Source organism: Pseudomonas sp. Tun-23181 (assembly GCF_057415455.1).
Genome location: NZ_CM171630.1, coordinates 4,740,835 through 4,761,699, shown reverse-complemented (window position 1 = coordinate 4,761,699; position 20,865 = coordinate 4,740,835). Strand labels below are relative to the sequence as shown.

Annotated in this window: 18 protein-coding genes; 14 read left to right on the top strand and 4 right to left on the bottom strand. The window is 64.8% G+C overall.

Annotation, left to right across the window (positions count from 1 at the left end; translation table 11 throughout):
* Positions 1-31: 31 nt before the first annotated feature.
* The 3 genes from ACDI39_RS22495 (at position 32) to ACDI39_RS22485 (ending at position 1,932) form a co-directional block, all read left to right on the top strand.
* A complete protein-coding gene (locus ACDI39_RS22495) occupies positions 32-442 on the top strand; it encodes a septal ring lytic transglycosylase RlpA family protein (RefSeq protein ID WP_225788656.1) in 411 nt (136 codons plus the stop codon).
* Positions 443-503: 61 nt separating this feature from the next.
* Positions 504-1,547, top strand: a complete 1,044-nt coding sequence (locus tag ACDI39_RS22490; protein ID WP_225788666.1) for a calcium/sodium antiporter — start codon at positions 504-506, stop codon at positions 1,545-1,547.
* A gap of 10 nt (positions 1,548-1,557) precedes the next feature.
* A complete protein-coding gene (locus ACDI39_RS22485) occupies positions 1,558-1,932 on the top strand; it encodes a carboxymuconolactone decarboxylase family protein (RefSeq protein WP_225788655.1) in 375 nt (124 codons plus the stop codon).
* A gap of 58 nt (positions 1,933-1,990) precedes the next feature.
* Here the strand turns inward: ACDI39_RS22485 and ACDI39_RS22480 are convergent, their stop codons facing one another.
* The 4 genes from ACDI39_RS22480 to ACDI39_RS22465 all read right to left on the bottom strand — a co-directional run bounded on the left by ACDI39_RS22480 (position 1,991) and on the right by ACDI39_RS22465 (position 6,352).
* The gene (locus tag ACDI39_RS22480; RefSeq protein WP_225788654.1) at positions 1,991-3,355 is read right to left on the bottom strand and encodes an amino acid permease; all 1,365 of its coding nucleotides are present in this window, start codon (positions 3,353-3,355) and stop codon (positions 1,991-1,993) included.
* 54 nt (positions 3,356-3,409) lie between these two features.
* Positions 3,410-4,351, bottom strand: a complete 942-nt coding sequence (locus ACDI39_RS22475) for an AEC family transporter (protein ID WP_225788653.1) — start codon at positions 4,349-4,351, stop codon at positions 3,410-3,412.
* A gap of 184 nt (positions 4,352-4,535) precedes the next feature.
* Positions 4,536-5,096 (bottom strand): response regulator transcription factor, encoded by a 561-nt coding sequence (locus tag ACDI39_RS22470; protein ID WP_225788652.1) that lies wholly within the window; start codon positions 5,094-5,096, stop codon positions 4,536-4,538.
* On the bottom strand, positions 5,093-6,352 hold the full coding sequence (locus tag ACDI39_RS22465; protein WP_225788651.1) for an ATP-binding protein: 1,260 nt from the start codon (positions 6,350-6,352) through the stop codon (positions 5,093-5,095). Before ACDI39_RS22465 ends, ACDI39_RS22470 begins: the two co-directional genes overlap by 4 nt.
* Positions 6,353-6,561: 209 nt before the next feature.
* On the opposite strand from ACDI39_RS22465, the gene ACDI39_RS22460 reads away from it, so the two are divergent.
* The 11 genes from ACDI39_RS22460 to ACDI39_RS22410 all read left to right on the top strand — a co-directional run bounded on the left by ACDI39_RS22460 (position 6,562) and on the right by ACDI39_RS22410 (position 20,860).
* Positions 6,562-7,278: an SIMPL domain-containing protein gene (locus tag ACDI39_RS22460; RefSeq protein ID WP_225788650.1), complete on the top strand. Its 717-nt coding sequence runs from the start codon at positions 6,562-6,564 to the stop codon at positions 7,276-7,278.
* A gap of 506 nt (positions 7,279-7,784) precedes the next feature.
* Entirely contained in the window at positions 7,785-9,410 is a 1,626-nt protein-coding gene (locus ACDI39_RS22455; RefSeq protein WP_225788649.1) for an ABC transporter substrate-binding protein, read from the top strand.
* A gap of 158 nt (positions 9,411-9,568) precedes the next feature.
* Entirely contained in the window at positions 9,569-11,161 is a 1,593-nt protein-coding gene (locus tag ACDI39_RS22450) for an ABC transporter substrate-binding protein (protein WP_225788648.1), read from the top strand.
* A gap of 224 nt (positions 11,162-11,385) precedes the next feature.
* Positions 11,386-12,765, top strand: a complete 1,380-nt coding sequence (locus ACDI39_RS22445) for an OprD family porin (RefSeq protein WP_225788647.1) — start codon at positions 11,386-11,388, stop codon at positions 12,763-12,765.
* A gap of 69 nt (positions 12,766-12,834) precedes the next feature.
* Positions 12,835-14,430: an ABC transporter substrate-binding protein gene (locus ACDI39_RS22440; RefSeq protein WP_486537064.1), complete on the top strand. Its 1,596-nt coding sequence runs from the start codon at positions 12,835-12,837 to the stop codon at positions 14,428-14,430.
* Positions 14,431-14,520: 90 nt separating this feature from the next.
* Positions 14,521-15,531 (top strand): ABC transporter permease subunit, encoded by a 1,011-nt coding sequence (locus ACDI39_RS22435; protein ID WP_060515691.1) that lies wholly within the window; start codon positions 14,521-14,523, stop codon positions 15,529-15,531.
* A gap of 10 nt (positions 15,532-15,541) precedes the next feature.
* Positions 15,542-16,468 carry an ABC transporter permease subunit gene (locus ACDI39_RS22430; protein WP_225788645.1) on the top strand — a complete coding sequence of 309 codons (927 nt, stop codon included), beginning with the start codon at positions 15,542-15,544 and terminating at the stop codon, positions 16,466-16,468.
* A 10-nt stretch (positions 16,469-16,478) separates the two neighbouring features.
* Positions 16,479-17,447 (top strand): ABC transporter ATP-binding protein, encoded by a 969-nt coding sequence (locus ACDI39_RS22425; RefSeq protein ID WP_486537062.1) that lies wholly within the window; start codon positions 16,479-16,481, stop codon positions 17,445-17,447.
* Positions 17,447-18,415, top strand: coding sequence for a peptide ABC transporter ATP-binding protein (locus tag ACDI39_RS22420; RefSeq protein ID WP_225788643.1), 969 nt, complete (start codon positions 17,447-17,449; stop codon positions 18,413-18,415). Before ACDI39_RS22425 ends, ACDI39_RS22420 begins: the two co-directional genes overlap by 1 nt.
* 164 nt (positions 18,416-18,579) lie before the next feature.
* Positions 18,580-19,389, top strand: coding sequence for a helix-turn-helix domain-containing protein (locus ACDI39_RS22415; protein ID WP_225788642.1), 810 nt, complete (start codon positions 18,580-18,582; stop codon positions 19,387-19,389).
* A gap of 64 nt (positions 19,390-19,453) precedes the next feature.
* The gene (locus tag ACDI39_RS22410; RefSeq protein ID WP_225788641.1) at positions 19,454-20,860 is read left to right on the top strand and encodes an NAD(P)/FAD-dependent oxidoreductase; all 1,407 of its coding nucleotides are present in this window, start codon (positions 19,454-19,456) and stop codon (positions 20,858-20,860) included.
* The last annotated feature ends 5 nt before the right edge of the window (positions 20,861-20,865 follow it).

The following is a 20,865-nucleotide window of genomic DNA, read 5'->3' as shown; positions in this document are numbered from 1 at the left end:
CGGGAACCAGTGGGAGCGGGCTCGCTCCGCGATGGGCCGCAAAGGATGCAGTCTCGGAGCCTTCGACTTGACAAGACACGCCCTCAGCGCCCTGGCGCTCCTCTTCCTGCTGGCCGGCTGCGCCAGCCACGACATCGACCCCCGCGGCTACGACCAGTCCGGCACGGCCTCCTGGTACGGCTCACGCCACCACGGCAAGCGCACCGCCAGCGGCGAACCCTTCAACCAGCACGGCCTGACCGCCGCCCACCGCAGCCTGCCCTTCGGCAGCCGGGTGCGGGTCACCAACCTTGCCAACCAGCGCAGCGTGGTGGTGCGCATCAACGACCGCGGTCCGCACACTCGCGGCCGGCTGATCGACCTGTCGCGCGCCGCGGCAGAAAAAATCGGCATGCTCCGTAGCGGAACGGCGCGCGTCCGGGTACAAGGTCTGAGCAACTGAGCCGACAGGAGTCTCGACCATTTTCGACCTGGCCACCCTCCCCACCTTCAGCCTCCTGCAACTGGGCCTGGGCCTCGTGTTGCTGGTGATCGGCGCCGAGCTGCTGGTGCGCGCCGCCGTGCGCCTGGCCCTGCGCCTGCATGTACGACCGCTGATCATCGGCCTGAGCCTGGTGGCGTTCGGCAGTACCGCGCCGCAGCTCACCGTGAGCCTGCAGGCGGCCTACCAGGGTGCACCGGATGTCGCCGTGGGCAGCGTGATCGGCAGCAACATCTTCAATGTCCTGGTGATCCTGGGCCTGGCTGCGCTGATCATCCCGTTGCGTGTGTCCAGGCAACTGGTGCGCCTGGACATTCCATTGATGATCGTCGCCAGCGGCCTGGTCTACCTGCTGGCGGCCAACGGCCAGTTCGGCCGGTTGGAAGGCCTGTTGCTGCTGCTTGGCCTGCTGGGCTACCTGGGGATGCTCTGGCATCAGTCGCGCCACTACGCCCGTACCTACCCGGCGCCCGAGGCGGTACACACCAGCGCAGGGCGCTTCTGGAGCGCTGCGACGCTGCAGGTCCTGCTCGGCCTGGTTCTCCTGAGCCTGGCCGGCCACCTGCTGCTGGAGGCCTCGGTGGAGGTGGCCACGGACCTGGGATTGTCCGAGCGGATCATTGGCCTGACCGTGGTCGCCGTGTGCACCTCCCTGCCAGAGCTGGCTGCCGCCCTGGTGGCCGCCCTGCGCGGGGAGCGGGAGATCGCGGTGGGTACGGTGATCGGCAGCAACCTGTTCAACCTGCTGGCAGTGCTGGGGCTGACCGCGCTGGTTACCCCCGAACCGCTGTCGATCTCGCCCAACGCCCTGGACTTCGACCTGCCGGTGATGCTCGGGGTGGCCGCGCTGAGCCTGCCGGTGTTCTACTCCGGCTATCGAGTCACCCGCGCCGAAGGCCTGGTATTCCTCTGCCTGTACCTGGCCTATGGTCTGCACGTGGTGGCCTTCACCACTGGCATGCCGCTGGCCGGTCGCCTGGAAAAACTGATGCTGTTCTACGTGATGCCGGTGCTCGGGGTGCTCTTGCTGTACACGACCCTGCGCGCCTGGCGCCGCCAACACTAAGGAAAACAACATGGCTGACACACGCAAATCCGGCGAGCAGATCCGCCGCCAGGTAATGGGCGACGCCTTCGTCGACCGTGCCCTGGGCAATGCCACCGACTTCACCCAACCCCTGCAGGACTTCGTCAACGAGCACGCCTGGGGTAGCGTCTGGGCCCGCGAAGGACTGGCGCTGAAGACCCGCAGCCTGATCACCCTGGCCACGCTGACGGCCTTGAAGTGCCCGCAAGAGCTCAAGGGTCATGTGCGTGGCGCACTGAACAACGGCTGCACGGTGGAGGAAATCCGCGAGGCGCTGCTGCACTGCGCGGTCTATGCGGGGGTGCCGGCGGCGATCGACGCGTTCCGCGCGGCACAGGAAGTGATCGACAGCTACCCAGCCTGATTTTCGCGGCGCGCCATTCGCGGGCAAGCCCGCGAATGCTCCACCGTGAAAGAACAGATCAGCCCCTGACGAGCTGGCGCTGCTTCTTCAGACGAAACGCCACCCACAGCACCGCGATCCACAGCGGAATCAACATCACCGAGATGCGGATCGGCGGCGTCAGGTACATCACCACCAGGATCAGCGCGATGAACGCCAGGCACAAGTAGTTGGTGAGCGGATGCCCCCAGCTGCGGTAGAACGGCACGATGCCCCCCGCCAGCTTGGCCCTGCGGAACTTCAGGTGGGTGATGCTGATGCTCGCCCAGTTGATCACCAACGCCGACACCGCCAGGGCCATCAGCAGGCCGAAGGCTTCGCCCGGCATCAGGTAGTTGATCACCACGCACAGGCCGGTGGCCACGGCAGAGACGCCCAGCGCCGCCAGCGGCACGCCACGGCGGTTGACCTTGAGCAACTGGCGCGGCGCATCGCCCTGGGTCGCCAGGCCGAACAGCATGCGGCTGTTGCAGTACACGCAGCTGTTGTAGACCGACAAGGCCGCAGTAAGCACCACGACATTGAGCACGGTGGCCACCAGGTCGCTGTCCAGTTCATGGAAGATCATCACGAACGGGCTGCCGCCCTGCACCACCTTCTGCCACGGATACAGCGACAGCAGCACCGCCAGGGCGCCGATGTAGAAGATCAGGATGCGGTAGACCACCTGGTTGGTAGCCTTCGGGATGCTCACACGCGGGTTGTCCGCTTCGGCAGCGGTGATCCCCACCAGCTCCAGCCCACCGAAGGAGAACATGATCACCGCCAGGGCCATGATCAAGCCGGTGACGCCATTCGGGAAGAAGCCACCGTACTGCCACAGGTTGGCCACGCTGGCGTCCGGCCCGCCCTGGCCACTGCCCAGCAGCCAGGCACCGAAGACGATCATGCTGACGATGGCCACCACCTTGACCAGGGCGAACCAGAACTCCAGCTCGCCATACACCTTCACCTGGGTCAGGTTGATCGCGTTGATCACCACGAAGAAGATCGCCGCCGTGGCCCAGGTGGGGAAGCCCGGCCACCAGTACTGCACGTAGATGCCGACCGCGGTCAGCTCGGCCATGCCCACCAGCACGTACACCACCCAGTAGTTCCAGCCCGAGACGAAGCCTGCGAACTCGCTCCAGTATTGGTGGGCGAAGTGGCTGAAACTACCGGCGACCGGCTCCTCGACCACCATCTCGCCCAACTGGCGCATGATCAGGAAGGCCATCAGGCCGGCCACGGCGTAGCCCAGCAGGACGGACGGGCCGGCCAGCTGGATGGTCTGGGCGATACCCAGGAACAGCCCGGTGCCGATGGCGCCACCCAGTGCGATGAGCTGGATATGGCGATTCTTCAGCCCGCGCTGCAACTGCTCGGGCGTACGCTGGTCTTGCATGAAGTGTCCTCAGGTCAGGAGGCAGTGTTGTTGGTGTTGTCGGCAGTCGAGGATCTAGATCCATCCGCCCCACTGCAAGATAAAAATGCCGATATTGGTAGTGATTGCCGCCAAAAGCGTGGTGATCACGATGATCGAGGCCGCCAACTGGTGATTGCCGTTGGCCGCCCGCGCCATGACGTAGCTCGCCGCTGCCGTCGGGCTGCCGATGTAGAGGAACAGGATGCCCAGTTCGGCGCCACGGAAACCGCAGAGCCAGGCGCCCAGGGTACCCAACAGCGGCAGCCAGACCATCTTCACCAGGCTGACGTCGATGGCCAGCTTGCCACTGTCGCGCAAGGCCGCCAGCGACAGGGTGCCACCGATGCAGATCAGCGCCAGGGGCAGGGTCATCTGGGCCAGGTAGTCGGCGGATGTCAGCAACCAATTGGGCAGTGGCACCTGGCCGTAGGCCATGGGCGTGGCCACCAGTACGCTGAGGATCAACGGGTTGCTGAAGATGTTCTTGCACAGGCTCCAGGGGTCGGACTTCAGGTCCGGGCTGTAGACCGCCAGGACCACCACCGACAGCGAGTTGTACATGAGGATCACCAGGCCGGCGAGCACCGCGCCCAGGGAGATGCCGTAGTCGCCATACAGGCTCGCCGCCAGGGCCAGGCCGATCACCCCGTTGTTGCCGCGGAACGCACCCTGGGTATAGATGCCGCGATCGGCCGGCGGGCAGCGCCAGATCGCCAGGCCCCAGGCAATGGCGAAGCTGAGCAGGGTCGCGGCGACGAAATACAGGAGGACCCCAGGCTTGACCGCGGCGGCCAGGTCGGCGTGGTAGATGCCGAGGAACAGCAGGGCCGGCATGCAGACGTTGAAGACCAAGGTCGAGGCGACCTTGTTGAAATTGTCGTCGATCAGCCGGATACGCTTGAGAAGCACGCCCATGAACAGCATGGCGAACACCGGGGCCGTGATGTTCAGCGTCTGGATGAAGAGGGCGAGCATTGCAGGTCCTGAGGGGTTGCCGTTAGGGGGCTAATGATACGCGACCTGTCAGGTTTTGCGGGGATCTTGCTGTGACTTCTTCAGGTTTTGCTGCTGGGTACAGGGTGAGCCAGGCGGGGCGCACATCGGGGCTGCCTTGCAGCCCCAACAGCCAGCCGACGCTCCGCGAATCGAACCCTCGGCTTCAGCGCCGTACCGGCCGCTTCTGCAACTTGCGCTGCAGCGTACGCCGATGCATCCCCAGCGCCCGCGCGGTCGCGGAGATATTGCCATCGTGCTCGGCCAACACCCGCTGGATATGTTCCCACTGCAGCCGATCCACCGACATCGGGTTCTCCGGCACCAGCGAATCCAGGTCCGCATGCTCGGACAGCAACGCCGCCACCACATCGTCCGCGTCAGCCGGTTTGCACAGGTAGTTGCAGGCTCCGCGCTTGATGGCCTCGACCGCCGTGGCGATGCTCGAGTAGCCGGTGAGGATCAGCACCCGCATCTCCGGATCCAGCTCCAGCAGCTTGGGCAACAGCACCAACCCCGAATCGCCTTCCATCTTGAGGTCCAGGGTCGCGTAGTCCGGCACATCCTGCTTGGCCAGCACCAGCCCCTCTTCGGCGCAGGACGCAGTGCTCACGCGGAAACCGCGACGGCTCATGGCACGGGCCATGACCCGGGTGAAGGTGGCGTCGTCGTCCACCAGCAGCAGGTGTGGCAGCTCTTCGCCCTCGACCTGGTTTTCTTCGCTCATCGTTCATCTCCTCGCTTGCCATGGGGCAGGCGCAGCTCGGTAAGGGTGCCGCCCTGTTCATGACTATAGAGTTTCACCGAGCCGCCAGCACGCGTCACGCTGGCCTTGCTCAGGAACAGGCCCAGGCCGAAGCCTTTGCCCTTGGTGGTAAAGAAGGGTTTGCCGATCGCCTCGGCGATGGCCACGGGCACGCCCGGCCCATGGTCGCGGATGCTGATGAGGATGTCCTGGTCGTCCCAGTCCAGGCGTACCTCCAGGTCGTCCGGGCAGGCGTCGGCAGCGTTGTTCAACAGGTTCAGCAGGGCCTGGGTCAGGTCTGGGGGCGGGGTCAGGCGCGGCACCTCGCCGTCGCGCAGGCGCTGGAAACGGTAGCTGGCCTCCGGACGCATCAGGTGCCAACGGTTGAGCGCCTCGTCGAGCCAGACGGTCACCTCCTGCTCCACCACGCTCATGCGCCGGTTGGCCTCGGCGGCACGCACCAGTTGCTGCAAGGTCTCCTTGCACAATTTGACCTGGTCCTGGAGCACCATGAGGTCTTCCTGCAACTGCGGGTCGGTATGGTCCTGGCGCATCTCGTTGAGCAGCACGCTCATGGTCGCCAGCGGCGTGCCCAGTTCGTGGGCCGCCCCGGCAGCCTGGGTGGCCACGGCCAGCAGTTGCTCGTCACGCAGGCTCTCTTCGCGGCGCTCGGCGCGCAACTGCTCCTGCCGGCGCAGCTCCTCGGCCATGCGCGCGGCGAAGAAGGTGATCACCCCCGCCGCCAGGGCGATGCTCAACCACATGCCGTAGACCTGCATCTTGTCCCGCGCCAGCGGCAGGGTCTCGAGCGGGTAGAACTGCACCAGCAGCAGGCTGTAGGCCGCCAGGGCGATGCCGGAAAGCACCAGCGAGTAGATCCACGGCAGGGTCACCGCGGCGATCGCCAGGGGCACCAGGTAATAGGAGACGAAGGGGTTGGTCGAGCCACCCGAGTAATACAGCAAGGCGCTGTGGATCAGCAGGTCGCAGGCCAGCTGGAAGGCGTATTCGAACTCGGTGACCGGCAGCGACAGGCGCAGGCGCAGGGCGGTGAAGGCGCACAGCAGGGACGACAGGGCCAGGGTCACCGCCAGGGAGAACCAGGGCAGCGGCAGCAGTTCGGTCCAGTAGGCCACGCCTACGGAGCCGGCCTGGGCGGCCAGGACCAGGATGCGAATGAAGGTCAGGCGCCAGAGGTTCTGGCGGGTGGCGGACAGCGGGTGTGCGACGGCGAGCATGAGCTCTCCTGATGAGTGCTCCAGGGAAAACGGCTGGAGTATACCGAAGCCAGGCGCCCCGCTGCAGCGATGCGGCAAAGCGCCACACTCGGATCCAGCTTGCAGCTTGAAGCGCGGCGCTCGGAGATTGAAGCTCGGAGTCGCCCCATGAACCCACTACACTGTTTCCGGTCTGATGGACCATGCATTTCATTGCCAAGGAGCCCTACATGCAAATCCCTCGTCGCGGCACAGCCCTGATCCTGTCCTGTGGCCTGCTCGCCAGCCTGCCCACGCTGGCGGCCGAGGCACCGCGCTACAACCAAGTGTCGCTGCGTGCCGAAGTCAGCAAGGAAGTGGCGCGCGACCTGATGGTCGTGACCCTGTACAGCGAAGCCCAGAACAGCGACCCCGGCAAGCTCGCCAAGCAGATCACCGAGACCATGAACAAGGCCGTGCAACAGGCTCGCCAGGTCAAGGAGGTGAAGATCAGCCAGGGCAGCCGCAACAGCTACCCGGTCTACGACAGCAAGGGCCAGAAGATCACCGGCTGGCGCGAGCGCGCCGAACTGCGCCTGGAGAGCGCCGACTTCCCGGCCCTGTCCAAGCTCACCGGTGAACTGCTGCAGGACCTGAAGATGGGCGGCATGGACTTCTCCATCGCCCCGGCCACCCGCAAGGCCAGCGAAGACGCGCTGCTCAAGGATGCCGTCAACGCCTTCAAGGCCCGCGCTCAATTGGCTACCGAGGCGCTCGGCGGCACGGGCTACAAGGTCGTCAGCCTGAACCTCAACAGCAGCGGCTACCCGCGCCCGTACCTGCGCAGCGCACCGATGGCCGCCAAGGCCATGATCGCCGACGAGTCGGCACCAGCACCGGACATCGAGGCCGGCACCAGCGAAGTCAGCATGAACGCCGATGGCTTGATCGAAGTGCAGATGCCCTGATAGCCGAGGGCCGCTTCGGGAGCGAAGCCCAATGCGGTCAGGCAAGCTGTCTTGGGGCCGCTTCGCGCCCCATCGCGGGCAAGCCCGCTCCCACAGGGTCCGAATCGACCGCCAATGATGCGGTTTGCAGGATCATGTGGGAGCGGGCTTGCCCGCGATGGGGCGCGAAGCGGCCCTAAGCCTGGCCGGCCAGCCCCAACCGCCCCTCTCTCCCTCCCCCTTGTAGCCGAAAACCTATACCCAGTTCAGCCGTTTCCTACGCTCTAAACCGGTGCATCCGCTTGCCCCATTTAGTGCGAAATATCTTGAAAATCTCACCCTTCCACGCCACGCAAACGTTCAACTTCGTAAAAAGTTACACGAATGCGACATCCATGTACGTCCGTACCACACTTTTGACGCCAACTATCCTCCTCCCTGTTGCATTGGGAATACCCCCTGCATAAGTATCCCCAGGTCGGCTCACGAGGCCGCCTCAATCGAAAAATGACAACAATGAGGCCACCATGCTCAAACACGCAGTCATTCCGTTCCTGGTCGGCGCAGGCTTGCTAGCCGGCACACCCACCGCCCTCGCCGCGACCAACCTGGTGTTCTGTTCCGAAGGCAGCCCGGCCGGTTTCGACCCAGGCCAATACACCACCGGAACCGACTTCGATGCCTCGGCCGAAACCATCTTCAACCGCCTGACCCAGTTCGAACGCGGGGGCACCGCGGTCATTCCCGGCCTGGCCACCCGCTGGGAGGTTTCCGAGGATGGCAAGGCCTACACCTTCCACCTACGTGAAGGCGTCAAGTTTCACACCACCGACTACTTCAAGCCGACCCGTCCCTTCAACGCCGATGACGTGCTGTTCACCTTCAACCGCATGCTCGACAAGGACCATCCCTTCCGCAAGGCCTACCCCACCGAGTTCCCCTACTTCACCGACATGGGCATGGACAAGAACATCGCCCGTATCGAGAAGCTCGACGAGCACACCGTGCGCTTCGTCCTCAACGACGTCGATGCTGCCTTCATCCAGAACCTGGCCATGAGCTTCGCCTCGATCCAGTCCGCCGAATACGCCGACCAGTTGCTCAAGCAGGGCAAGGCCGCCGACATCAACCAGAAGCCGATCGGCACTGGCCCGTTCGTGTTCAGCAAGTACCAGAAGGACGCGCAGATCCGCTACAAGGGCAACAAAGACTACTGGCAACCCGAGGACGTCAAGATCGACAACCTGATCTTCGCCATCAGCACCGATGCCTCGGTGCGCATGCAGAAGCTGAAGAAGAACGAATGCCAGGTCACGCTGTTCCCTCGCCCGGCCGACATCGAGCCGCTGAAAAAAGACCCGAAGCTGCAGATGCCTGAACAGGCCGGCTTCAACCTCGGCTACATCGCCTACAACGTGATGGACAAGATCAAGGGCAGCAACGAGCCCAACCCCATGGCCCAGCTCAAGGTGCGCCAGGCCCTGGACATGGCGGTGAACAAGCAGCAGATCATCGACTCGGTGTACCAGGGCGCCGGCCAGCTGGCCGTCAACGCCATGCCACCGACCCAGTGGTCCTACGACACCAGCATCAAGGACGCCCCCTACGACCCGGAGAAGGCCAAGGCCCTGCTCAAGGAGGCCGGGGTCAAGGACGGTACCGAGATCACCCTGTGGGCCATGCCGGTGCAGCGCCCCTACAACCCCAATGCCAAGCTGATGGCCGAGATGCTGCAGTCCGACTGGGCCAAGGTCGGCATCAAGGCCAAGATCGTCAGCTACGAGTGGGGCGAGTACATCAAGCGCTCCAAGGGCGGCGAGAACGGCGCCATGCTGATCGGCTGGAGCGGCGACAACGGCGACCCAGACAACTGGCTGGGCGTGCTGTTCGGCTGCGATGCCCTGGAAGGCAACAACTTCTCCAAGTGGTGCTACAAGCCCTACGACGACCTGATCAAGCAAGCCAAGGCGACCTCCGACCAGGCCAAGCGCACCGAGCTGTACCAGAAGGCCCAGCACATCCTCAAGGAACAGGTGCCCTTGACCCCCATCGCCCACTCCACCGTGTACCAGCCGATGAGCGCCAAGGTGAAGGACTTCAAGATCAGCCCCTTCGGCCTGAACTCCTTCTACGGCGTGAGCGTGGAGAAATAGGGCAAGCCCCTGCGCCGCTGGCCTGACCGGCCGGCGGCCCCTCGCGCCACCCACGCACTACAGACCAAACGTCCTCCCGCTGCCATCCGCAGCGGGTCGGGCTCCTGTTGCCGCGCCTGCTACCTGGGCCGGCGAAAACCAATGGACAAGGATTCGCCATGCGCCACGCCACACTGCTCGCCACCCTGCTCGGCCTCGGCCTGCTACCCCAGGCCCCGACCCTGCTCGCCAAGAACCTGGTGTTCTGCTCCGAAGGCAGCCCGGCCGGTTTCGACACGGCCCAGTACACCAGTGCCACCGACAACGACGCCGCCGAGCCCATCTACAACCGCCTGGTCGAGTTCGAGCGTGGCGGCACCGCCGTGCAGCCGGCCCTGGCCACCGCCTGGCAGGTGTCCGAGGATGGCCTGCGCTACACCTTCCAGTTGCGCGAAGGGGTGAAGTTCCACGGCAACAAGGACTTCACGCCAAGCCGCGACTTCAACGCCGACGATGTGCTGTTCACCTTCCAGCGCATGCTCGACAGGCAGCACCCGTTCCGCAAGGCCTACCCCACCGAGTTCCCCTACTTCGTCAGCATGGGCCTGGACAAGAACATCGCCCACATCGAGAAGAGCGGCCCGCTGAGCGTGACCTTTACCCTCAATACCGTCGATGCCGCATTCATCCAGAACCTGGCCATGAGCTTCGCCTCGATCCTCTCCGCTGAATACGCCGACTACCTGCTGGCCCAGGGTCGGCCCAGCGACATCAACCAGAAACCCATCGGCACCGGCCCCTTCGTGTTCCAGCGCTACCAGAAGGATTCGCAGATCCGCTACAAGGGCAACAAGGACTACTGGGCAGCGCAAGAGGTGAAGATCGACAACCTGGTGTTCTCCATCAACATCGACCCGTCGGTACGCATCCAGAAGCTGCGCCGCAACGAGTGCCAGGTCACCCTCCATCCGCGCCCGGCCGACCTGCCGACCCTGAAGGCCGACAGCTCGCTGCAGATCCTGCAGAAGCCAGGCTTCAACCTCGGCTACATCGCCTACAACACCCAGCACCCGCCTTTCGATCGCCTGGAAGTACGCCAGGCCATGGACATGGCGGTGAACAAGCAGGCGATCGTCCAGGCGGTCTACCAAGAAGCTGGGCAACTGGCGGTCAATGCCATGCCGCCGACCCAGTGGTCCTACGACGACAGCATCGAGGACGCCGGCTTCGACCCGGACAAGGCCCGTGCCCTGCTCAAGGCCGCCGGGGTCGAGGAAGGCACCGAGGTCACCCTGTGGGCCATGCCGGTGCAGCGCCCCTACAACCCCAATGCCAAGCTGATGGCCGAAATGCTCCAGGCCGACTGGGGCAAGGTCGGCCTGAAGGTGCGCATCGTCAGCTACGAGTGGGGCGAATACCTCAAGCGCATGAAGAACGGCGAACACGACATCGCCCTGATCGGCTGGACCGGCGACAACGGCGACCCGGACAACTGGCTGGGTACCCTGTACAGCTGTGACGCCATCGGCAGCAACAACTACTCCCAATGGTGCGACCAGGAGTACGACACCCTGGTCAAGCAGGCCAAGCAGGTGACCGACCGCGAGCAGCGCACCGCCCTCTACCAACAAGCCCAGCAGCGCCTCAAGCAACAGGTGCCGATCACGCCGGTGGCCCACTCCACGGTCAACCAGCCGATCAGCGCCAAGGTCGTCGACTTCAAGGTCAGCCCTTTCGGACGCAACGACTTCTCGGGCGTGAGCGTTGATTGAACATCCCTGCCCCGCACTCCCACGCAGTGCTTGTGGGAGCGGGCTTGCCCGCGAAGAGGCCAGGGCTGGGCGGCACTGAAAGCAGCCGCGCCACATACCTCCTGAGTCTTCCCGAATTTGCCCGGCGATCCCGCGGCAAACCTGTGCAACACCGCGTCACCGCAACGACATCCGGCTCACGAGGCCCGGGTGATAACTAAAAAAAAAGAAAGGGAGCTTTCATCTTGAGACGAACCACACTCACCGCACTGGCCCTGTCCATCGGCGCGTTCTGCGCCACCGCCCAGGCCGAACCCGCCAGCCAGGACTTCATCCCGATCAGCCTCAAGTCAGGCAGCGAGCAGGACGAGGCCAGCGGTTTCCTCGCCGGCCAGAGCCTGACCGGCAGCACACGCAACTGGTATGCCCGCGAGCGCGCCACCCGCGCGCCGCTGTTCAAGTACTACAAGAGCGACGGCAGCCGCCACGCCACCCACAGCCGCGACAACTGGGTGCAGGGCACCATCCTCAACTACAGCTCCGGCTTCACCCAGGGCACGATCGGCTTTGCCGTGGAAGCCGCCGGCTACAACGCCATCGCCCTGGAGCAAGGCCGCGCGGCAGTGGCCGGGCCCAACAACCGGACCCTCACCGACAGCGACGGCGACGTGGTCAGCCAGTGGAGCAAGCTGGGCCTGGGCAACATCAAGGCGCGCATCTCCAACACCACCCTCACCGTGGGACGCCAGTCGGTCGATACGCCGATGATCGCCTATATCGGCAACCGTGCCCTGCCGTCGAGCTTCCAGGGCGCGTTCCTGCACAGCGCCGAATTCGACAACCTGTCGTTCGACCTGGGCACCTTCGACCGTGTCTCGCCACGTACCGAGCAGAGCCTGAGCAAGTTCCGCAGCGAATACAGCGCCACCGGCGTGGAGACCGACCGGGCCAGCACCGCAGGGGTCAACTACCAGCCGTTCAAGAGCCTGACCACCAGCCTCTACGCCACCAAGGTCGACGACTTCTGGAACCAGTACTACTTCGGTGCCAACCATGTGCTGGGCGACAGTGCGGTGCTGAGCCTGACCACTGGCCTGAACTACTACAAGACCGTGGATGCCGGCAGCAAGAAGATGGGCGAGATCGACAACGACACCTACAGCCTGTCGCTCGGCCTGACCCACCAGGCCCACTCGCTGACCTTCTCCTGGCAGCAGGTCAACGGCAACGAGTACTTCGACTACCTGCACGAGACCAACGGCATCTACCTGGCCAACTCGCTGCTGTCGGACTTCAACGGCCCCAACGAGAAATCCCTGCAGATCAGCTACGTGCTGAACATGGCGCCCTATGGCGTACCGGGGCTCAAGTTCAATGTGTACAACGCTCGCGGCTGGGGTATCGACGGCACCCACTACCGAGGCACGGCCTATGATGTCAACGGCATGGACGGGGAGACTCACTACGAGTGGGGCATCGGCACCAGTTACGCGGTGCAGAGCGGGCCGCTGAAAGACACCAGCATCCGCGCCACTTATACCGCACACCGCGCCAGCAAGGCCCAGGCCGACGGCAGCCTGGACGAACTGCGCATCGTCACGACCATTCCGTTCAACATTCTCTGACCCGTATCGCCACGGCCTGCCTTGTGCGGGCCGTGGCAGCTACGCTGGAACAAACTGCAGGGAGGTTCCATGACATCGCTACCGCTACGTGCCGCCCTGGTGGCAGTAATCCTCGGCGCCGCGCCCCACCTCGCGGCCAAGCCGCTGGTGGTGTGCACCGAAGCCAGCCCGGAAGGCTTCGACATCGTGCAGTACACCACCGCCGTCACCGCCGACGCCTCGGCCGAGGCCATCTTCAATCGCCTGGTCGACTTCAAGCCCGGCACTACCGATATCCAGCCGGCGCTGGCGAAAAGCTGGGAGATCAGCCCCGACGGACTCACCTACACCTTCCACCTGCGCGAAGGGGTGAAGTTCCACACCACCGACTACTTCAAGCCGACCCGTGAATTCAACGCCGACGACGTGCTGTGGAGCCTGCGCCGCCAGCTCGACCCGAACCACCCGTGGCACGACAAGACCAGCGTCGGCTACCCCTATTTCGAGAGCATGGCCTTCAAGGAACTGCTCAAGTCGGTGGACAAGACCGATGACCACACCGTGGTGATCACCCTGACCCGTCCGGAGGCGCCCTTCCTGCGTGACCTGGCCATGGCCTTCACCTCGATCTACTCCGCCGAGTACGGCGACCAGTTGCTCAACACGGGCAAGACCCGCGACCTCAACAGCAAGCCGATCGGCACCGGCCCGTTCGTCTTCCAGCGCTACAACAAGGACGCCCAGGTCCGCTACAAGCCCAACCCCGACTACTTCCGCGGCAAGCCACCGGCCGACGCCCTGATCTTCGCCATCACCCCGGACAACAACGTGCGCCTGCAGAAGCTGCGGGCCAACGAATGCCAGGTCGCGCTCTCCCCCAAGCCTGACGACGTGCCCTCGATCAAGACCGATCCCAAACTGAAGGTCGCCGAGACCGAGGCCCTGGTCACCGGCTACATCGCGATGAACACCGAGCGCAAGTACCTGAACGACGTGCGCGTACGCAAGGCGATCAACATGGCCTTCGACCGCACGCCCCACGTCGACCAACTGTTCGGCCAGGGCAACGCGCTGGTCGCCGTCAACCCCTACCCACCGAGCATGATCGGCTTCAACGACGAGAACCGGAACCCACCCCGCGACCTGGACAAGGCCCGCGCCTTGCTCAAGGAGGCTGGCGTGCCAGAGGGCACGGTACTGACCCTGTTCACCCGCAACGGCGGCGGTCCGACCAACCCCAATCCACGCCTGTCGGCCGAAATGCTCCAGTCGGACCTGGCCGAGATCGGCATCAAGCTGGATATCCGCATGATGGAATGGGCCGAGATGCTACGCCGCGCCAAGAAGGGCGAGGCCGACATGGTCTCCACCGGCTGGGCCAGCGACAACGGCGACCCGGACAACTTCCTCGGCCCGCTGCTCAGTTGCGAGGCGGCCCGCAACGGCGAGAACTATGCCCGCTGGTGCAACCCCAAGTTCCAGGAACTGATCACCCGCGCCCGCGAGGTCATCGACAACGACGAGCGCGCAAGGCTCTATGCCGAGGCGTTGGCGGTGTACGATGACGACCAACCCTGGATCAGCATGGCCCATCCGAAGATGTTCACGGCCATGCGCGAGAACGTGGAGGGTTATGTGGTCAACCCTCTGACCAACAACAACTTCGCCACCACCAAGGTGAAGTAGAACAACAACGACCGCCGGCAGCCCACGGGGAACCGGCGGCATTGCCCTGACGGGCTGACCGTACTACCGCCTGGAGAGGTACACCCGACGATGTTGAGTTTTATTGCCCGGCGCCTAGGCCTGTTGATTCCGACCTTCTTCGGCATCACCTTGCTGACCTTCGCGCTCATACGCCTGATCCCCGGCGACCCGGTGGAAGTGATGATGGGCGAGCGCAGGGTCGACCCCGAGATGCACGCCCAGGCCATGGAGCGCCTGGGCCTGAACAAGCCCCTGCCGGTCCAGTACCTGGACTACATCGGCAAACTGGCCCAGGGCGACCTGGGCGAGTCGCTGCGCACCCGCGAAAGCGTGTGGAACGAATTCCTCACGTTGTTCCCGGCCACCCTGGAGCTGGCCTTCGCCGCCTTGCTGTTCGCCGGCATCGTCGGCCTGCTGGCCGGGGTGATCGCCGCGCTCAAGCGAGGCTCGCTGTTCGACCACGGGGTCATGGGCATCTCCCTGGCTGGCTACTCCATGCCGATCTTCTGGTGGGGCCTGATCCTGATCATGTTCTTCTCCGTGAGCCTGGGCTGGACCCCGGTGTCCGGACGCATCGACCTGCTCTACGACATCGAGCCGAAGACCGGCTTCATGCTCATCGATACCTTGCTCAGCGACGAAGAAGGCGCCTTCAAGGACGCGGTGATGCACCTGATCCTGCCGGCCATCGTGCTGGGCACCATCCCGCTGGCGGTGATCGCCCGCATGACCCGCTCCTCCATGCTCGAGGTGCTGCGCGAAGACTACATCCGTACCGCCCGGGCCAAAGGCCTGTCGCCCGCCCGCGTGGTGTTCGTGCACGGCCTGCGCAACGCGCTGATCCCGGTATTGACCGTGTTCGGCCTGCAGGTCGGCACCTTGCTGGCCGGCGCCGTGCTCACCGAAACCATCTTCTCCTGGCCGGGCATCGGCAAGTGGCTGATCGAAGCCATCGGTGCCCGTGACTACCCCGTGGTCCAGAACGGCATCCTGTTGATCGCCTGCCTGGTGATCCTGGTCAACTTCGTCGTGGACATCCTCTACGGCCTGGCCAACCCACGCATCCGTCATCAGCGCTGAGGCCCTCGTCATGACTAGCCCGATTGCGAAATCCGTCACGCCGGCCAGCCCGGTGGACCAGAGCCTGCTCTACCCCTCGCCGTACAAGGAGTTCTGGCAGGCCTTCTCACGCAACAAAGGTGCGGTGGCCGGCCTGGCCTTCATGTGCCTGATCGTGTTCTGCGCGCTGTTCGCGCCCTGGGTCGCCCCGCACGATCCGAGCGAGCAATACCGCGACTTCCTGCTGACCCCGCCGGTATGGCTGGAAGGCGGCACCTGGCAGTTCATCCTCGGCACCGACGAGCTCGGCCGCGACCTGCTCTCGCGACTGATCCAGGGCGCCCGGCTGTCGCTGCTGATCGGCCTGTCGTCGGTGGTGATGTCGCTGGTGCCGGGGATCCTGCTGGGCCTGCTGGCCGGTTTCTTCCCGCACATCCTCGGCCCCTCGATCATGCGCCTGATGGACGTGATGCTGGCCCTGCCCTCGCTGCTGCTGGCCGTGGCCATCGTCGCCATCCTCGGCCCCGGCCTGATCAACACGGTGATCGCCATCGCCATCGTCTCGCTGCCGTCCTACGTGCGCCTGACCCGTGCCGCCGTGATGGGCGAGCTGAACCGCGACTACGTCACCGCCGCGCGCCTGGCCGGTGCCGGCCTACCGCGGCTGATGTTCGTCACCGTGCTGCCCAACTGCATGGCACCGCTGATCGTCCAGGCCACCCTGAGCTTCTCCTCGGCGATCCTCGACGCTGCTGCCTTGGGCTTTCTCGGCCTCGGCGTCCAGCCACCGACCCCGGAGTGGGGCACCATGCTGGCCTCGGCCCGTGACTACATCGAACGCGCCTGGTGGGTGGTGAGCCTGCCCGGCCTGACCATCCTGCTCAGCGTGCTGGCGATCAACCTGATGGGCGACGGGCTGCGTGATGCGCTGGACCCGAAACTCAAGAACGCCGTCTGAGGAGAACGCCATGTCACTGTTGCAGATCGACAACCTGAACGTGCGCTTCGGCGACGCCAATGCCGTGCCCGTGGTGGACGGCCTCGACCTTGCGGTGGAGGCCGGCGAGATCCTCGCCATCGTCGGCGAGTCCGGCTCCGGCAAGTCGGTGACCATGATGGCCCTGATGGGCCTGATCGACGCCCCCGGGCGCATCACCGCCGATGCCCTGAACTTCGATGGCACCGACATGCTGCGCCTCAGCGGCCGCCAGCGGCGCAAGGTGGTGGGCAAGGACATCGCCATGGTCTTCCAGGACCCGATGACCGCGCTCAACCCCAGCTACACCGTGGGCTACCAAATCGAGGAGGTGCTACGCCAACACCTGGGCCTGAAGGGCAAGGCCGCGCGCCAGAGGGCTCTGGAGCTGCTCAAGAAGGTCGAGATCCCGGCCGCCGAAAGCCGCCTGGATGCCTACCCACACCAGCTATCCGGCGGCATGAGCCAACGCGTGGCGATCGCCATGGCCATTGCCGGCGAACCCAAGCTGCTGATCGCCGACGAGCCGACCACCGCCCTGGACGTGACCATCCAGGCGCAGATCATGGAGCTGCTGGTGAACCTGCAGAAGGAGCGCAACATGGCGCTCATCCTGATCACCCACGACCTGGCCGTGGTCGCCGAGACCGCCAAGCGGGTCTGCGTGATGTACGCCGGGCAAGCCGTGGAAGTGGGCCAGGTGCCAGAGCTGTTCGACCTCCCTGCCCATCCCTATAGCGAGGCCTTGCTGGCGGCCATCCCCGAGCACAGCGTCGGTGCCGAACGCCTGGCCACCCTGCCCGGCATCGTCCCCGGCCGCTATGACCGGCCCCAGGGTTGCCTGCTGTCACCACGTTGCCCATATGTCCAGGACAACTGCCGCCGGCAGCGTCCGCCCCTCGATCCCCAGGCCCACAGCCTGGTGCGTTGCTTCTACCCGCTGAACCAGGAGGTGGCGTGATGACCGTCGTCCTATCCGCCCGTGAACTGACCCGTCACTACGAAGTCTCCCGTGGCCTGTTCAAGGGCCATGCCCTGGTGCGCGCGCTCAATGGCGTGTCGTTCGAGCTGGAGGCCGGCAGGACCCTGGCCGTGGTCGGTGAGTCCGGCTGCGGCAAGTCCACGCTGGCCCGCGCCCTGACCCTGATCGAGGAGCCGACCGCCGGCTCGCTGCAAATCGCCGGCACCGAAGTCAAGGGGGCCAGCAAGGCCGAGCGCAAGCAACTGCGCCGCGATGTACAGATGGTCTTCCAGAGCCCCTACGCCTCGCTCAACCCCCGGCAGAAGATCGGCGATCAGCTGGCCGAACCGCTGCTGATCAACACCTCGCTGAGCAAGGCCGAGCGCCGCGAGAAAGTGCAAGCGATGATGCAGCAGGTCGGCCTGCGCCCCGAGCATTACCAGCGCTACCCGCACATGTTCTCGGGCGGCCAGCGCCAGCGCATCGCCCTGGCCCGGGCGATGATGCTGCAACCGAAGGTGCTGGTGGCCGACGAGCCGACCTCGGCGCTGGACGTATCGATCCAGGCGCAGGTCCTGAACCTGTTCATGGACCTGCAGAAGGAGTTCAACACCGCCTACGTGTTCATCTCCCACAACCTCGCGGTGGTGCGCCACGTGGCCGACCAGGTGCTGGTGATGTACCTGGGCCGGCCAGCGGAGATGGGGCCGAAGCAGGACATCTACGACAAGCCCCTGCACCCCTATACCCAGGCGCTGCTGTCGGCGACGCCGGCGATCCACCCGGACCCGCTGAAACCGAAGATCCGCATCGCCGGTGAACTGCCCAACCCGCTGAACCCACCGGACGGCTGTGCCTTCCACAAGCGCTGCCCGCATGCCACGGAGCGCTGCGCCAAGGAGATACCGGCGCTGAGGCAGGTGGGCACGCGGCAGGTGGCCTGCCACTATGCCGAGCAGTTTCTCTAGAGCGGCATAGCCGTCCAAGCCAGGCCGCTCCCACGCCGGTATCCAGTGCTGTGGGAGTGGCCCAAATGGCAGTTGCAAAGCCTTGACGGGCATTGGGGCAGCCTGCGAATGGTCACCCCCCTGATCTTGTCACCCATGGCCAGGTCAAGGCACTATCCCCGTCCATGACGACGAGCACCCTCCCCGACGGCCCCGAGCAGACCGCGCTCACCGCCGAAACGGTACTGCGCTACCACCTGTGCTGGAAGCACCGCGACCTGGACGGGGTAATGGCGCTGTACCATGCCGACATCCAGTACCACGACTTTTTCCAGAACCGCGTGCTCGGCTTCGATGAGCTGCGCGACTACGTGCGCGGCTGCCTGCCTCATGAAGCCGACGAGGACATCGTCCATAGCGACCGCATCCGCGTCGACGGCTGTACCGCGTTCATCCAGTATCAAGTGACGGTCCAAGGCGGTGAGGGCTTGGTGGCCTTCCAGTCGAGCGAGGCGATCACCGTCAAGGACGGGCTGATCTGGCGGGTCAATGAATACGCCACCCTGGTGCGCCGTTCGAACGACAGCACCCCCCGTTCGGGCCCACGGCCCGCCACTAGCCGCCTGGGCCTGTCACCACGCCAGTTGAGCAGCATGGCCCAGGACCTGGAATACTATTTCCAGCGTCAACGCCCCTACCTCGACCCGGAGCTGGACCTGCAACAGGTCGCCGACGCCAGTGGCTACAGCCGTAACCAGATCTCCTACCTGCTCAACCAGGTGCTGGGGCAGAGCTTCTACCGCTACGTCAACCAGGCACGTCTGCAACACCTGATGGCCAGCCTCGACGATGACAGCCTCAAGGCCTCGATCGAAGACCTGGCTTTCAATGCGGGCTTCAATTCCTTATCGGCCTTCTACAAGTGCTTTCGCGAACATACCGGGCTCTCGCCCAAGGCCTACCTGAAGCAGATTTCCCTGCGTGCACGCACGTAAGACAGCCCCCACCGCATGACACTAGGATCGCCCACAGACCTTCATCGATGTGGAGCCGAACCTGATGCAACCCTGGCGCACGATCAGCCTCTGGATGGACCAGCTCGACGAGCCACTCAGCGCCCGCCCGGCATTGCAACAGGACCTCGACCTGGATGTGTGCATCATCGGCGCCGGCTACACCGGCCTGTGGACCGCCTACTACCTCAAGCGTCAGGCACCGCAGTTGAACATCGCCGTGATCGAAGCCAAGATCGCCGGCTTCGGCGCCTCGGGACGCAATGGCGGCTGGCTGATGGGCAACCTGCTTGGCGAAGATCGCCTGCTCGCCACCCTGTCGCCGCAACAGCGCCGCGCCAGCATCGACCTGCTGCACGGCATTCCCGACGAAGTCCACGCCGTGCTGCAACGCGAGGCCATCGACTGCGACTACCGCAAGGGTGGCGTGCTCTATTGCGCCGCTCGCTATCCGGAACAGGAACGCAGCCTGCGCGCCTACCTCGACGGCCTCTATCGCCTAGGCATGAACGAACACGATTATCGCTGGCTGCGTCCCGATCAACTGGATGCACAACTGCGGGTGAGCAATGCCTACGGCGCGATCTTCAGCCCGCACACCGCGACCATCCAGCCGGCCAAGCTGGCGCGCGGCCTGGCCCGAGCCGTGGAAAGCCTCGGTGTGCCGATCTACGAAAACACTCCAGCCATCGACTGGCAGCCCGGTCAAGTGCGTACTCCCCTGTCACGCATTCGTTGCCAGTGGATGGTGCCCGCCGTGGAGGGTTACGCGGCCAGCCTGCCACCGCTGGGTAAACATCAACTGCCGGTGCAAAGCCTGCTTGTGGCCACCGAACCACTGCCCGAGTCGACCTGGGCACAGATCGGCCTGTCCCAAGGGCAAGCCTTCAGCGAGAACAGCCGCCAGGTCACCTACGGCCAGCGCACCGCCGACAACCGCCTGGTATTCGGCGCGCGCGGTGGCTACCGTTTCGGCGGCCGGCTGCGCGACAACTTCAACCTGAACCCGGCAGAAATAGAACTACGCCGCTACCTGTTCAGCGAGTTGTTCCCGCAGCTCAAACATGTACGCATCACCCACTCCTGGGGCGGCAACCTGGGCATGGCCCGACGCTTCCGTCCGCACATGCTCTGTGATCGCCAACGCGGCGTTGCCCTTTCAGGCGGCTATGGCGGCGAGGGGGTTGGCGCCACCAATCTCGGCGGCCGCACGCTGGCCGCGCTGATCCTCGACCAGCACAACGAACTGACCGCACAACCATGGGTGCTCGACAACCGCCCATTGTCGAGCCTGGCCACCTGGCCGCCCGAGCCATGCCGCTGGCTGGGCTACAACGCGATCATCCAGAGTTTCGTCCACGAGGACCGGACCCTCGCCAACCCCGCCAATGCGCCCTGGAGGCGGCGCCTGGCCAGCTCGCTTGCGGACTTCATGGAAAGCTTCATGCACTGACTCCC

Bases quoted from the DNA above. Each gene is read 5' to 3' on its own strand.
- ACDI39_RS22480 (WP_225788654.1), bottom strand. From the start codon at position 3,355: ATGCAAGACCAGCGTACGCCCGAGCAGTTGCAGCGCGGGCTGAAGAAT.
- ACDI39_RS22450 (WP_225788648.1), top strand. From the start codon at position 9,569: ATGCGCCACGCCACACTGCTCGCCACCCTGCTCGGCCTCGGCCTGCTA.
- ACDI39_RS22440 (WP_486537064.1), top strand. From the start codon at position 12,835: ATGACATCGCTACCGCTACGTGCCGCCCTGGTGGCAGTAATCCTCGGC.
- ACDI39_RS22410 (WP_225788641.1), top strand. From the start codon at position 19,454: ATGCAACCCTGGCGCACGATCAGCCTCTGGATGGACCAGCTCGACGAG.
- ACDI39_RS22430 (WP_225788645.1), top strand. From the start codon at position 15,542: ATGACTAGCCCGATTGCGAAATCCGTCACGCCGGCCAGCCCGGTGGAC.
- ACDI39_RS22415 (WP_225788642.1), top strand. From the start codon at position 18,580: ATGACGACGAGCACCCTCCCCGACGGCCCCGAGCAGACCGCGCTCACC.
- ACDI39_RS22470 (WP_225788652.1), bottom strand. From the start codon at position 5,096: ATGAGCGAAGAAAACCAGGTCGAGGGCGAAGAGCTGCCACACCTGCTG.
- ACDI39_RS22435 (WP_060515691.1), top strand. From the start codon at position 14,521: ATGTTGAGTTTTATTGCCCGGCGCCTAGGCCTGTTGATTCCGACCTTC.
- ACDI39_RS22475 (WP_225788653.1), bottom strand. From the start codon at position 4,351: ATGCTCGCCCTCTTCATCCAGACGCTGAACATCACGGCCCCGGTGTTC.
- ACDI39_RS22495 (WP_225788656.1), top strand. From the start codon at position 32: ATGGGCCGCAAAGGATGCAGTCTCGGAGCCTTCGACTTGACAAGACAC.
- ACDI39_RS22425 (WP_486537062.1), top strand. From the start codon at position 16,479: ATGTCACTGTTGCAGATCGACAACCTGAACGTGCGCTTCGGCGACGCC.
- ACDI39_RS22465 (WP_225788651.1), bottom strand. From the start codon at position 6,352: ATGCTCGCCGTCGCACACCCGCTGTCCGCCACCCGCCAGAACCTCTGG.
- ACDI39_RS22455 (WP_225788649.1), top strand. From the start codon at position 7,785: ATGCTCAAACACGCAGTCATTCCGTTCCTGGTCGGCGCAGGCTTGCTA.
- ACDI39_RS22460 (WP_225788650.1), top strand. From the start codon at position 6,562: ATGCAAATCCCTCGTCGCGGCACAGCCCTGATCCTGTCCTGTGGCCTG.
- ACDI39_RS22485 (WP_225788655.1), top strand. From the start codon at position 1,558: ATGGCTGACACACGCAAATCCGGCGAGCAGATCCGCCGCCAGGTAATG.
- ACDI39_RS22420 (WP_225788643.1), top strand. From the start codon at position 17,447: ATGACCGTCGTCCTATCCGCCCGTGAACTGACCCGTCACTACGAAGTC.